Origin of the sequence: Mesorhizobium sp. 131-3-5, assembly GCF_016756575.1 — a bacterium.
Lineage (GTDB): Bacteria > Pseudomonadota > Alphaproteobacteria > Rhizobiales > Rhizobiaceae > Mesorhizobium > Mesorhizobium jarvisii.
Genome location: NZ_AP023254.1, coordinates 6,648,810 through 6,660,578, shown reverse-complemented (window position 1 = coordinate 6,660,578; position 11,769 = coordinate 6,648,810). Strand labels below are relative to the sequence as shown.

The window sequence follows — 11,769 nt, the reverse complement described above, 5'->3', positions numbered from 1 at the left end:
GTTTTTTCGCCGGGGATGCGCCTCCTGCATCCTTGTTTCCAGCGACTGTGTCTTCGCTACGATGCCCGTTGCCGCCGCCGGCAATGAACGTCGCCCAGTATCGGAGGAAACCGGTGCCGGCCCATGGAAGCCAGTCCGCGTTGGGTATGTCAGGGCAATACAACATCGTCCGGCGAAAAACGCCGGCGCGCTGTCAACCTGCCATGTCTCGTTACGCCAGTCCCCTACCGTATCGAAAAGAGCAAACCAAAGCCGTCCGCGGACTTGATCCGCGTCGCAAATCCCGCCAATTTAAGCTGGCCGCGTCAGGCTGGGTTAAGGGCCAGAGGCCCGTCCCCTTCGATGGATGGACATTACCGAAATCGCTGTGGATAGGGCAAGGCCACGTCTAACGGATTTTTAAGGAATCTGGTTACCTCCGGCGCCTTCGGGCGCCATACCGCAGCCGCGTATTTTGACAAAGCCATTGTGATTCAAACCCTTTTCCGGCGAATATGAAAAAGCCGGGGCGATACGAAATATTCTGAAATAATTCGCTTGACAGGCAGTTGTCCTCCCGTCCCTTTGGGGTGCTGTGGACAGGCTGTGGATGACCGTGAGTAACTATCTGAAAAATATTGCTTATTTATGATAGTCGAGAATTTCTAGAGCGGCACTTTTTAAGCATATCAACCATCAGCGGGCATGTATGTGCCGGCAAAGCATTTCGAAGCTTGGAATCCGCCTTGGGCGACGTCTCCGAGCATTCTTTTTAAGTACTTGCCGGCAAACGAAAAAAACCCGGCACAATCGGCCGGGTTTTAGACAAGCTAGTCTGTATAGGCGATGTTAGGCCGACAGCACCTTGAGTCGTGCAGCCAGACGCGAGACCTTGCGGGACGCTGTGTTCTTGTGGATGACGCCTTTGGTTGCGGCACGCATCAATTCCGGCTCGGCGGCCTTGAAGGCGGCCTGCGCGGCAGTCTTGTCACCGGAGGCGAGCGCCTCCTCGACCTGGCGGACATAGGTGCGCACGCGCGAGCGGCGGTTCTTGTTGATCGCTGCGCGGCGGGCGATCTTGCGCGTTGCCTTTTTGGCCGAGGATGTGTTGGCCATGATGCCTCTCTTCTGATCTGGTCGGCGCACGCGGCATGCCGCAGGGCGCAAAAAACAAACGGGCAGCCACAGGGCCGCCTCGGTTGGTGCGGCTTATAGTTCAGCTTTTCCGGCGCGTCAACGCTGCCTGGCGTTCTTTTTGGCCGACGCCTCAGGGTTTCGATCGCGGGCGGGCACGGCTCTACCGGTTGGCGAAATTCGGCTTCCGCTTTTCGGCGAAGGCCGCCATGCCTTCCTTCTGGTCTTCGAGCGCGAAAAGCGAGTGGAACAGACGACGTTCGAACCGCAATCCCTCGGCCAGCGTCGTCTCATAGGAACGGTTGACGGCTTCCTTCGCCATCATCACCGACGGAAGCGAGAAGTCGGCGATCTTGGCCGCCGCCTTGACCACCTCCTCGACAAGCTCGGCGGCGGGCACGACCCGCGACACCAGGCCTGAGCGCTCGGCTTCCGCCGCATCCATCATCCGTCCGGTCAGGCACATGTCCATCGCCTTCGACTTGCCGACAAACCGGGTCAGGCGTTGCGACCCGCCCATGCCGGGAATGACGCCGAGCGTGATTTCGGGCTGGCCGAATTTGGCCGTGTCGGCGGCAATGATGAAGTCGCACATCATTGCCAACTCGCATCCGCCGCCGAGCGCGTAGCCGGCCACCGCGGCGATAACGGGTTTCCGCACCCGCGTCAGCTCTTCCCAGCCGACGAACAGGTCCTGCAGATACGCATCTGCAAAGGAGATTGCCTGCATTTCCTTGATGTCGGCGCCGGCGGCAAAGGCCTTGTCGGAACCTGTAATGACCACGGCGCCGATGCCGGCGTCGGCATCGAAGTCTTTCACGGCTGCGACCAGTTCGGCGAGTAGCTGAAGGTTCAGCGCATTGAGCGCCTTTGGCCGGTTCAGAGTGACCAGTCCGACCTTGCCGCGCGTCTCGGTGATGATCGTTTCATAGGCCATGGCTGCTTCTCCTCGCTCGACCCCGGTCTAACTAGCTCTGACACGTCCGGCAATAGAAGGTCGAGCGTCCGCTCTGCACGACACGCTCGATATGGCCGCCGCAGCCGGGCTTCGGGCAGGGCTCGCCCTCACGGTCGTAGACGGCGAAGGAATGCTGGAAATAGCCCAGCGATCCATCGGTGTGCATGTAGTCGCGCAGCGAAGACCCGCCGGCGGCGATGGCGTCCGATATGACAGAGCGGATCGCCTCGGCGAGGCGTTCGCTTTGTTGTCTGGCCTTCTTGCCAGGCTTGGCGATGGTGCCCGCCTCGCGCAAGGGCGACAGACCGGCGCGCCAAAGCGCCTCCGAGACATAAATATTGCCAAGTCCCGCGATCAGCTTCTGGTCAAGAAGTGCTGCCTTCAGCGGCGATCCGCGACCTTGCAGCAACGAGGCGAGCAGCGCGCCGTCCAGCGTATTGCCCGTTGGCTCGACGCCCAGTCCGGCCAGCATTGGGTGCGTCTCCGGCGATCCTTCCGCAAACAGCATGAAACCGAAGCGGCGCGGGTCGTTGAAGATCACGCGTGACCGGGCGCCGTCGGCACCGACCACATCGAACACGACATGGTCGTGTGCCGTGCTTTTCGAGCGCTCGTGGTGGAACACGCCGGGTGTCTCGCCGTCGTCGCCGGTCTCGATGCGAAAGGAGCCCGACATGCCGAGATGGCAGATCAGCACCGGGCCGTCCTGCACATGCATGGTCAGATATTTGGCCCGGCGGCCGAGTGCAGTGATGGTCCTGCCGGTCAGCCTTTCCGAAAACCGTTCGGGAAAGGGAAACCGCAGGTCTGGCCGACGCGCCTCGACCCTGGTCAGACGGGCACCTTCCAGGACCGGCTGCAGGCCACGCCGGACCGTTTCGACTTCGGGCAATTCAGGCATGGCCGCCAATCATCGCATGGAAAGAAGTGCCGTGGCGGCCAGGCGCCAGCCCGAGGTGTTCGGCGACGGTTTCGCCGATATCGGCGAAGGTCGTTCTCAGTCCGATGTCGCCACCTGCCAGACCCGGTCCCATGCCGATCACCGGGATGCGTTCACGCGTGTGATCGGTCCCTCGCCAGGTCGGATCATTGCCGTGGTCGGCCGTCAGGATGAGCAGGTCGCCCTGCCGCAGCTTGGCGAATGCTTCCGGCAGCCGTCGGTCGAAGGCCTCGAGCGCGGCGGCATAGCCGGCGACGTCGCGGCGATGGCCGAATTCGGTGTCGAAATCGACGAAATTGGCGAAAACGAGATCGCCGTCGCCGGCATCGTCCATCGCACCGAGCGCCTTGTCGAACATGGCCATGTTGCCGGCAGCCTTGCGCACTTCCGAAATCCCGCGATGGGCGAAGATGTCGCCGATCTTGCCGACGGCGATGACGCGGCTTCCCCGCGCCGTCAGCCGGTCAAGCAAGGTCGACTCCGGCGGTGGCACGGCATAGTCATGGCGGTTGTAGGTCCGCTGGAAGGTGGCGGCGGTCTCGCCGACGAACGGCCGTGCGATCACGCGCCCGATTCTGAGCGGATCAACCAGCCGGCGCACCACCTGACAGAATTCATAAAGCCGATCCAACCCGAAATGAACTTCATGCGCGGCGATCTGCAGGACCGAGTCGACGGAGGTGTAGCAGATCGGCTTGCCGGTACGGATGTGTTCCTCGCCGAACCGTTCGATGATCTCGGTGCCCGGCGCATGGCAGTTGCCGAGAATGCCTGGCACCTCGCCCTCGCGGATCATCGCCGCGGTCAGATCTGCCGGAAAGGCGGGAACCGTATCCGGAAAGTAACCCCAGTCGAAACGCACCGGCAGCCCGGCGATCTCCCAGTGGCCGGAGGGCGTGTCCTTGCCGCTCGAAACTTCCTGTGCCGCGCCATGGAAGGCGTTGGCGACCAGATCCGTCCCGAAATGGGCAAAACCCAACCCTGTCGCCGTCTCCGCTGCCTTGCCAAGCCCGAGCGACGCCATATGCGGGACGAACAGCGGCCCTTGCCGAAGCCGCTCGCGATCCGCGCGCCCTTCGGCGCAAGCTTCGGCGATATGCGCCAGCGTGTTGGCGCCGGCGTCGCCATAGCGTTCGGCGTCGGCCGCACCGCCGATGCCGAAAGAGTCCAGGACGAAGAGGAAAGCGCGCGCCATCGGGTCATTGTTGCCAGTTTGGACGCCCAGACATAGGGTTCCAAGGCGGCATTGGCAATTCGGAAACCAAACGGCAACGGCTTGGCGCGATAGTCCTGTCCATGTCGCCCGAAAGTGCGCAGCGGTTTTGGGTCAACGACATGGACAAACCAAGAGAGCATGTCGCCCATAAGCGCGCGCAGGTTTGGGGCAACGACGGCAGGCCCAATCCGACATGTAAAGCGTCACGACGCACGGGCTTGGGCATGGATCGAAGGAAACGCAGGACGGTCTTGTCATGAACGCCGCGCTGAAGACATGTGCTGCCCTTGTGGTTATGCACGGCGCGCTCTGCTGTGGTCCGGCGCGGGCCGACTGGCGCGACGATATCGGCACATTCCGCATTGGCATCGTCGCCGAGCCCGGCGCCGGCAACACCGTTCCGGGACTGGCGCTGCTGACGCAATCCTTTACCAACGCCCTTGGCATGAAGGTGGAGTTCGTCGTTGCGCGCGATTACGCGGCACTGATCGAGGCGCAGGCCAACGCCCGGATCGAGTATGCCATCTATTCGGCGACGGCCTACGCGACGGCGCTGCAGCGTTGCGGATGTGTCGAACCGCTTGTGGCTCCGGTCGATTCCGATGGTGCGGCCGGCATCCGCTCCGTGCTGTTGACCCGGGACGGCAAGCTGTCCGGCCTGGCGGCGATGGAGACGCACCGGATCGCCATGCCGCCGGTGGACAGCATCGGGGGCTCGCTTTTGCCGCTGACGGAGCTGGCCGCCGAACACGCTGAGATAGCCGAGGATGCCCCGTTTCTCATCCATGCCGATACGGCGTCCGCGGCGGAAGCCATGCTTGTCGACGGCCAGGCCGACGCCACGTTCGGTTGGGTGAGGGCCGCGGCCGACGGCCAGCCGCTGCTGTCCGGTGGCACGCAGGCCAGGCTCGAAGCGGCCGGCCTTTCGCCGTCGGCCCTCCAGGTCGTGTGGATGTCGAGCCTGCTGAGATACGGTCCCCATGCCGTGCGCAGCGATCTCGACCCGGAAGCCAGGCGCCGGCTGACCGTGTTCCTCACCAACCTCAAATCGACGACGCCGGATGTCTACGATCTCCTGGAATCGAAGCACTCCGGCGGCTTTCTGACCGTGGCCCGAAAGGATTATGCGACGGCGGAGGCCATCGTGCGCCAGGTGTCGGCCGATGGTGGCCGGCAGTAAAAGGCTTCAGCAATCACCGCACGGGATGGTCAGGCTTCTGCGCGGACGCAGATAGTAGGTCTCGCCCATCGGGATCGTGGTGGTGAGGGATTTGGTCAGCCCAAGCTTTTGTTGGGTGTCCGTCGTCCAGCCTATGATCGGCGTATAGCTCAGATTGCTGTCGACGCGGATGAGAAAGGTGCCGGCCACCTTGAGCGTTGCCGGAACCGTTGTGGCCGTGCCCGCGGCGGCCGCGGCACTATAGACGCCAGTGTCAACCTTGCGCGACCACACGACCAGGACCTTGGGCGGTGTATCGGTGGTGACCTGTATTGCCGTGATGGTGATGTTCGGCGTCGAGCGGTTGTAGGGCTGAATGGTCGAGGTGCCGATTTTCATGATGGCGTCGAGATCCGCCTTGACGATGGTCGGCTGCTGCGTGACGAGATCGGCAACCATGCTGCCGATGCGGCTGACCTTCTTGCTGGTCTCGATCGCCTGCGAAGCCTCCATGGTCATGAAATACATGACCAGCAGAATCGGAACGATAAGAGCGAACTCGACCGCCGCGATGCCCTCGCGGTTAGACCAGAATCCGATCGCCCTGCTCCAGGACTCCGCAATTTTCAGATGTGCCCCCGCACGCATCATGGCATTTGCCTTTTTCTTGTTGGTAGTTCCGAACTCAATTGTCGAACGGCTCGTTCTGCCAGGTCACCGACGCAAAATGCAGCGTCCTGCCACCACTCAGATTGGCCATCGACTTGGCCATCAGATCGGTCATGACAGGCCATTTATAGAAGACGCGCAGCATGTTCTTCGATTCCGCCAGGCCAGGCGTGTTTGCGAAAGTCTGTGAGTTCGTGCCTTGCATCAGCACGACATCGCCGTTCTGGATCTTGAAGGTCGCGGTGGCCGCGTCCGCGAAGGTCGGATACTCGCGAAGGTCCACCAGCAGCTGTTGCGGGCAATCCGTGGAGACGATGATCTGCAGCCTGCCGCAGATCAGGGTCGTCAATTTGCTCCCGGCGACATCGGCCGGCCGCAGCTGGCCCGTGCGCAACTGACGCGCGACATCGTCGGTGATGTTGGCCATCACTTCCTGGCCGGCGAACGAGATGCAGCTTTCAAGGATGGCGAATACGAGGAGGGCGAACGGCAATGCAAGTATCGAGAATTCGATGGCCGTGCTGCCACGGCGATTGCGAACGAAGCGCGTCAGAAACCCGGCGCGCTCCGCCTTGTGCTGATCTGTCGAGCTGAATTCGTTGCCCATGTCCTGTTCCTGCCACCCCTGGACGGTTCCGACAGGTGTATTAGCGCAAACCAATTGAGGCCCGGTTTGAATGATCGTTAAAGTCGGCGCGGGCGCCTTAACCGGCCGGTAACCTGGACAGGCTGGTGGGGCGCGCAGCCTACTTGCTTGCGCTCATCTCGGCCTCGGAGGATTTTTCAGCCTCGCTCTTGTAGGAGCTTTCGCAATAGGGCGTGCAAGACATGGTCTGGACCTCGGCACGCCGGTAAATGCGAACCGACGAGGCCGCCTGCCGCACGACGGTAACCTGCGCGTCGACGATCGGGCTGCCCTCCTGGTCGAGAACGACGAGATTGGTGACACCGAAACCCTTGCCGGTGAGCACGATCGTGGAGGCGTCCTGGACGGAGGCATCGGCGATGGCCGGGTTGCCGACGACGATCGTGTCGGCGGGACGCGACAACTTCACGATCTTGGCCTGATTCATCGTCACTTCGATATCGGCGGCGGCCATGGCTGGCGTGATCAAGCTCGTGGCGGCAAGAAGCACGGCAATCAGGATTGAGGATCTCTGCACGGCCATCGATGCGCTCCCGCAAGCAAACTGTTCAACGGAACATGAACGAGATTGGTGAACCAACGGTTAAGTCCGCTTGCCGACGCCGGATGTGACGATCGGCGTGGCTGTTCACATGGCCGGATCCGCGCCGGTCGCAAGCTTTGCCAAATCCCTCGCCTTTTGCGGCATTGGCTTGGGAAACAGTACATTAGCCAGCGCTTAGCGTCGGGTTAACCACGCGCTCCGTTCGAGCCGGGAAAGGAATCGGTAAGGCTGTTTATTAAGCCGATCGAAAGAGCTTCTCCCTAGATTGGCAGCATCCGATCAACCATCACAGAAGTTGACGGAAGTGCTGTAACACGTGGAGTAGGAGCTCTCGAATGTCTAACCTTTTTGCACGTTTCGTGAAGGACGAATCCGGCGCGACCGCTATCGAATATGGTCTGATCGCCGCCCTCATCGCGCTCGCCATCATCACCGGCGCCGGCGCCCTCGGCAATGCAATCAATGCCAAGTTCTCCAACATCGGCAACACCCTGAACTCCAGCGGCAGCTAATCCGCTTATTGCTGAACGTTCAGATTGTCTTTCTGACAGGGGCCGCCCATATGGGCGGCCCCTGTTTATTGTTGCTTGTCGAAGTCGCGGCCGACAGAGCCGCGTGTTCATCCCAGACCTCATCAATCGTTAATCGATCCATTCTAGATTGAGCCCGTGAACAATAGGCATGGCGCCGATGCTTGAAGCCCTGATCTTCGTCGTCTTTCCGTTCTGCATGCTGTTTGCAGCGATCTCCGACATGCTGTCGATGACAATTGCCAATCGCGTGTCGGTGCTGCTTGTCGTCGTGTTCGCGCTGGTCGCGCCGCTGACGGGTATGGAATGGGCAGCCTATGGCTGGCATTTCGCCGCCGGCGCCTTGGTCCTTGCCGTGACGTTCGGCCTGTTCGCGATGGGTGGCATGGGAGGCGGCGACGCCAAGCTGCTGGCCGCAACGGCCGTGTGGATGGGGTTGAACATCCAGCTCGTCCAATACCTTGTGGTCTCGACACTCATCGGCGGCCTGCTGACGATCGCCATCCTGCTGTACCGGAAGTCGCCGCTGGCGGTTATGACGGGCCGCAATCCGTTCCTGCGCCATTTCGCGGAAGAGTCGGTCGGGATTCCCTACGGGATCGCGCTCGGCCTTGGCGGGCTGCTGACCTATCCGGATTCGCCTTTGATGGTGTGGGCGCTGGCCAGGCTTGCGAGCTGAACGCGATCTGTTTTCCATTTCCCCGACCGCATTGCCAGGCCGGCTTTGAAATGAGCCTTGGCCAGGCCCCTTGAATCCGTGGCGGCACGATCCAGCTAATTTATGTAAACCTTAAATTAATCACGATCGTAAGCATTACATTAACCTTGTTTTGACGATTGCCGCTGCAAAGTCCGGCTTGGCTACGTGGTTTGCCAAGGGCGAGGTTCGGACAGATGCCAGCATCCCGACTTATTATTCTGAGCGTGGCGGTGGCCGCGGCGGGTGGCGCTGGCTATGTCGCGAAGAACATGGTCGCAGCGCCGCCGCCGCAGATCGTGGTCGATTCCGGCCCCCAAGCTCCCGCCGTGCCCCTGCAGGACGTGCTTGTGCTCTCGGGCGATGTCGCGATGGGCAACGCGCTTCAGAACAACATTTCCTGGCAATCCTGGCCGGCCGACGGCGTCAACGCGAATTTCATCACCAAGGCCAATGCTCCCGACGCCCTGGAGAAATTGAAGGGATCGATCGCCCGTGTGCCGATGTATGCCGGTGAGCCGGTGCGGCGTTCCAAGCTGATCGGCGAGGGGCAGAGCTTCATGTCGTCCATCCTGCCCTCCGGGATGCGGGCGGTCGCCACGACCATCTCGGCCGACACTTCGGCCGGCGGCTTCATCCTTCCCAACGATTTCGTCGACGTCATCATGACCCGCAGGGCGGATGCCAACAGCGGCAGCACCGGCTTCAACACCGAAACCATCCTCAAGAACATCCGCGTCCTGGCAATCGACCAGACGATCCAGGAAGACGAGGAGGGCAAGAAGACCAGGGTGGGCCAGACCGCCACGCTGGAGCTGACGCCCAAGCAGGCGGAGATCATCACCGTCGCCCAGCAGATGGCGGATCGCCTGACGCTGGCCTTGCGCGCGGTCGCGGACACCCAGGAAAAGAATGTGGGCGAGGCCGACTATCTCGTTTCCGGCAATGGCCGCAAGGGAACGGTGAGACTGATCAAGTCGGGCGAAGTCTCCGAAGTAGGGGCAAGGAAATGAGGCTAAGCGGTAAACTGCCGGCAATCGCAGCCGCGGCATTGGGCCTGCTGCTCGTCGGAACGAATGTGCAGGGCGTCGTCGAGGCGAAGAGCACGCAGGTATCGGCCACGACAGCCACGCAGCGCGTCAAGCTCGGCCTCAACAAATCGGTGGTCATCGACCTGCCGAGCGATGCCTACGACATTCTCGTCGCCAACCCGACCGTTGCCGATGCGGTGACCCGCACCGCAAGGCGTATCTATCTGTTCGGCAAATCGGTCGGCGAGACCAACATTTTCGTCTTCGGTCCGAACGGCGAACAGATCGCCAGCCTGGACCTGGCAGTCGAACGCGACGTCGCCGGCCTGGAGGACTATATCAAGCGTTTCCTTCCGACCTCGGACGTCAAGGTGGAACTGCTGAACGACAACGTCGTCTTGACCGGAATGGTCGATACACCATTGGACGCGAAGCGGGCGGTCGACCTGGCGACGATCTTCGTCTCCGGCGGTGAAGCAACGACCGGACAGTATTCGCAGACCGCGGCCGGCGGCTCGGCCCAGGGCGGCGTCGACATCAACAACCCCGACCAGGAACGACGCGTCTCGAAGATCGTCAATCTTCTGCAGATCATCGGCGACGACCAGGTCACGCTCAAGGTGACCGTCGCTGAAGTCAGTCGCTCCGTGATGAAGCAGCTCGGCGTCAACATGATCGCCAGCGGCAACAGCAACGGTATCAGCTGGAATGCGCTGGGCTCGCAGAATTACGGCTTGGGCAAACCGCTATCGCAGTACTCAGGCTTTGGCCTCGGCAACCCAGGCTCGCCCTTTCAGGCCTACATAAATGCGATGGAACAGTCGGGAGTCATGAAAACCCTGGCTGAGCCGACGCTGACGGCGGTCTCGGGTGAGAAGGCGACATTCAAGGTCGGCGGTGAGTTCAACATCATTACCCAGCGCTCACAGAACGTTTCACAGCAGAACCAGACAGGTCAGATTACCTACACCAACCAGCAGATCGAATACGGCATTGGCCTCGAGTTCCAGCCAGTCGTGCTGTCGGCCGGCCGGATCAGCCTCAAGGTCAGGACCTCGGTGTCGGAGCCAACGACGGAAGGCGCCACCACCGTCGAAGGCGCGGGCAACTTGCCTGGAACCACATTGTTGTCGATCCGCAAGCGCCTGGCTGACACAACGGTCGAGTTGCCTTCCGGCGGCTCCATGATGATTGCGGGTCTGGTCCGAGACGACGTGCGACAAGCGGTCTCCGGACTGCCAGGTCTGGCCAAGATACCGGTCCTTGGCACCTTGTTCCGCAGCCGGGACTTCGTGCGCAACGAAAGCGAGCTGGTGATTTTCATCACGCCCTATCTGGCGAAGCCGGTGGCACGCAACGATCTCGCCAAGCCAGACGACAACTTCAACCCTGCCAGCGACGGCGCCGCCAACTTCCTTGGCAAGGTCAATCGCGTCTACGGCACCATGCAGACCGATAAGCCCAACGGCCGTTACCACGGCGTTGTCGGCTACATCTACAAGTGAATGGGGAAGCCGACATGTCTCAGTCAGCGTTGAAGACAAGGACCATCGCCACGACGATGCGCGCCAGCCATTCGCGGAGCAGCCTGCGGGTGCTGCCGGTTCTGGCGGCAGCGATGACCGCCCTGCTGGCCGGCTGCGCCCAGCGCGACAGCATCACCGTCGGCGCCATTCCGGACGACTATCGCACCAACCATCCGATCGTCATCGCGGAGAAGAACCAGAAGATCGACCTGCCTGTCGGCGCCGGTGACCGCGGCATGACCGGTTCGCAGCGCGACACGCTGCTGGGTTTCCTTGACGGCTATGACAAGAGTGCCGCTCCGTCATTGACCATCCAGATACCGAGCGGATCGGCCAACGAGGTTGCCGCGACGGCGGCCGGACGTGATTTCGCCAGGCTCGCGGTCGCCAGCGGTATCAAACGCAACCGCATCGTCGTCACCTCCTATCAGGCCGGATCGAGCGAGACATCGGCTCCGGTTCGCGTCTCCTATATCGCGGTGAGGGCGCAGACAGACAAATGCGGGCGCTGGCCCGATGATCTGCTCGAGACGTCGGAAAACAAGCATTATGCCGACTTCGGCTGCTCCTATCAGAACAATCTCGCTGCCCAGATGGCCAACCCGGGTGATCTGCTCGGGCCGCGCAAACAGAGCACCATCGACGCGGAAAATCGCGGCGCGGTGATCGATGTCTACCGCGCCAGGGGCATTTCGGGTGAATTCCTGGGCAATTCAGAAGTGACCTACTAAGCCACCTTC

Annotated in this window: 13 protein-coding genes; 6 read left to right on the top strand and 7 right to left on the bottom strand. The window is 61.6% G+C overall.

Annotated elements, in window-relative coordinates:
• Positions 1–828 precede the first annotated feature (828 nt).
• The 4 genes from rpsT to JG747_RS32540 form a co-directional block, all read right to left on the bottom strand.
• Entirely contained in the window at positions 829–1,095 is a 267-nt protein-coding gene (rpsT, locus tag JG747_RS32555) for a 30S ribosomal protein S20 (protein WP_019863090.1), read from the bottom strand.
• A gap of 181 nt (positions 1,096–1,276) precedes the next feature.
• A complete protein-coding gene (locus tag JG747_RS32550; protein WP_019863091.1) occupies positions 1,277–2,050 on the bottom strand; it encodes an enoyl-CoA hydratase in 774 nt (257 codons plus the stop codon).
• Positions 2,051–2,081: 31 nt separating this feature from the next.
• Positions 2,082–2,972 carry a bifunctional DNA-formamidopyrimidine glycosylase/DNA-(apurinic or apyrimidinic site) lyase gene (gene mutM, locus JG747_RS32545; protein WP_019863092.1) on the bottom strand — a complete coding sequence of 297 codons (891 nt, stop codon included), beginning with the start codon at positions 2,970–2,972 and terminating at the stop codon, positions 2,082–2,084.
• The gene (locus tag JG747_RS32540) at positions 2,965–4,206 is read right to left on the bottom strand and encodes a phosphopentomutase (RefSeq protein WP_019863093.1); all 1,242 of its coding nucleotides are present in this window, start codon (positions 4,204–4,206) and stop codon (positions 2,965–2,967) included. Before JG747_RS32540 ends, mutM begins: the two co-directional genes overlap by 8 nt.
• A 277-nt stretch (positions 4,207–4,483) precedes the next feature.
• On the opposite strand from JG747_RS32540, the gene JG747_RS32535 reads away from it, so the two are divergent.
• On the top strand, positions 4,484–5,407 hold the full coding sequence (locus JG747_RS32535; RefSeq protein WP_019863094.1) for a phosphate/phosphite/phosphonate ABC transporter substrate-binding protein: 924 nt from the start codon (positions 4,484–4,486) through the stop codon (positions 5,405–5,407).
• A gap of 6 nt (positions 5,408–5,413) precedes the next feature.
• On the opposite strand, the gene JG747_RS32530 is transcribed toward JG747_RS32535, so the two are convergent.
• From JG747_RS32530 to JG747_RS32520, 3 genes are all read right to left on the bottom strand, one after another.
• Complete coding sequence (locus tag JG747_RS32530; protein WP_019863095.1) at positions 5,414–6,037, bottom strand: TadE/TadG family type IV pilus assembly protein; 624 nt, start codon at positions 6,035–6,037, stop codon at positions 5,414–5,416.
• Between the two features lie 34 nt (positions 6,038–6,071).
• Positions 6,072–6,662 carry a TadE/TadG family type IV pilus assembly protein gene (locus tag JG747_RS32525; RefSeq protein ID WP_019863096.1) on the bottom strand — a complete coding sequence of 197 codons (591 nt, stop codon included), beginning with the start codon at positions 6,660–6,662 and terminating at the stop codon, positions 6,072–6,074.
• 139 nt (positions 6,663–6,801) lie between these two features.
• Positions 6,802–7,224 (bottom strand): pilus assembly protein N-terminal domain-containing protein, encoded by a 423-nt coding sequence (locus JG747_RS32520; protein WP_019863097.1) that lies wholly within the window; start codon positions 7,222–7,224, stop codon positions 6,802–6,804.
• Positions 7,225–7,580: 356 nt separating this feature from the next.
• On the opposite strand from JG747_RS32520, the gene JG747_RS32515 reads away from it, so the two are divergent.
• The 5 genes from JG747_RS32515 to JG747_RS32495 all read left to right on the top strand — a co-directional run bounded on the left by JG747_RS32515 (position 7,581) and on the right by JG747_RS32495 (position 11,760).
• Complete coding sequence (locus JG747_RS32515) at positions 7,581–7,757, top strand: Flp family type IVb pilin (protein ID WP_019863098.1); 177 nt, start codon at positions 7,581–7,583, stop codon at positions 7,755–7,757.
• Positions 7,758–7,935: 178 nt separating this feature from the next.
• On the top strand, positions 7,936–8,454 hold the full coding sequence (locus JG747_RS32510; RefSeq protein WP_027047727.1) for an A24 family peptidase: 519 nt from the start codon (positions 7,936–7,938) through the stop codon (positions 8,452–8,454).
• A 215-nt stretch (positions 8,455–8,669) separates the two neighbouring features.
• Positions 8,670–9,485: a Flp pilus assembly protein CpaB gene (cpaB, locus tag JG747_RS32505; RefSeq protein WP_010913352.1), complete on the top strand. Its 816-nt coding sequence runs from the start codon at positions 8,670–8,672 to the stop codon at positions 9,483–9,485.
• On the top strand, positions 9,482–11,008 hold the full coding sequence (locus JG747_RS32500) for a type II and III secretion system protein family protein (RefSeq protein ID WP_027047728.1): 1,527 nt from the start codon (positions 9,482–9,484) through the stop codon (positions 11,006–11,008). Before cpaB ends, JG747_RS32500 begins: the two co-directional genes overlap by 4 nt.
• A gap of 14 nt (positions 11,009–11,022) precedes the next feature.
• Positions 11,023–11,760 carry a CpaD family pilus assembly protein gene (locus tag JG747_RS32495; protein ID WP_202360910.1) on the top strand — a complete coding sequence of 246 codons (738 nt, stop codon included), beginning with the start codon at positions 11,023–11,025 and terminating at the stop codon, positions 11,758–11,760.
• Positions 11,761–11,769: the final 9 nt, after the last annotated feature.

What these genes read in the sequence shown, in the direction of transcription:
- rpsT (WP_019863090.1), bottom strand. Translation starts at nt 1,095, where the DNA reads ATGGCCAACACATCCTCGGCCAAAAAGGCAACGCGCAAGATCGCCCGC.
- JG747_RS32550 (WP_019863091.1), bottom strand. Translation starts at nt 2,050, where the DNA reads ATGGCCTATGAAACGATCATCACCGAGACGCGCGGCAAGGTCGGACTG.
- mutM (WP_019863092.1), bottom strand. Translation starts at nt 2,972, where the DNA reads ATGCCTGAATTGCCCGAAGTCGAAACGGTCCGGCGTGGCCTGCAGCCG.
- JG747_RS32540 (WP_019863093.1), bottom strand. Translation starts at nt 4,206, where the DNA reads ATGGCGCGCGCTTTCCTCTTCGTCCTGGACTCTTTCGGCATCGGCGGT.
- JG747_RS32535 (WP_019863094.1), top strand. Translation starts at nt 4,484, where the DNA reads ATGAACGCCGCGCTGAAGACATGTGCTGCCCTTGTGGTTATGCACGGC.
- JG747_RS32530 (WP_019863095.1), bottom strand. Translation starts at nt 6,037, where the DNA reads ATGATGCGTGCGGGGGCACATCTGAAAATTGCGGAGTCCTGGAGCAGG.
- JG747_RS32525 (WP_019863096.1), bottom strand. Translation starts at nt 6,662, where the DNA reads ATGGGCAACGAATTCAGCTCGACAGATCAGCACAAGGCGGAGCGCGCC.
- JG747_RS32520 (WP_019863097.1), bottom strand. Translation starts at nt 7,224, where the DNA reads ATGGCCGTGCAGAGATCCTCAATCCTGATTGCCGTGCTTCTTGCCGCC.
- JG747_RS32515 (WP_019863098.1), top strand. Translation starts at nt 7,581, where the DNA reads ATGTCTAACCTTTTTGCACGTTTCGTGAAGGACGAATCCGGCGCGACC.
- JG747_RS32510 (WP_027047727.1), top strand. Translation starts at nt 7,936, where the DNA reads ATGCTTGAAGCCCTGATCTTCGTCGTCTTTCCGTTCTGCATGCTGTTT.
- cpaB (WP_010913352.1), top strand. Translation starts at nt 8,670, where the DNA reads ATGCCAGCATCCCGACTTATTATTCTGAGCGTGGCGGTGGCCGCGGCG.
- JG747_RS32500 (WP_027047728.1), top strand. Translation starts at nt 9,482, where the DNA reads ATGAGGCTAAGCGGTAAACTGCCGGCAATCGCAGCCGCGGCATTGGGC.
- JG747_RS32495 (WP_202360910.1), top strand. Translation starts at nt 11,023, where the DNA reads ATGTCTCAGTCAGCGTTGAAGACAAGGACCATCGCCACGACGATGCGC.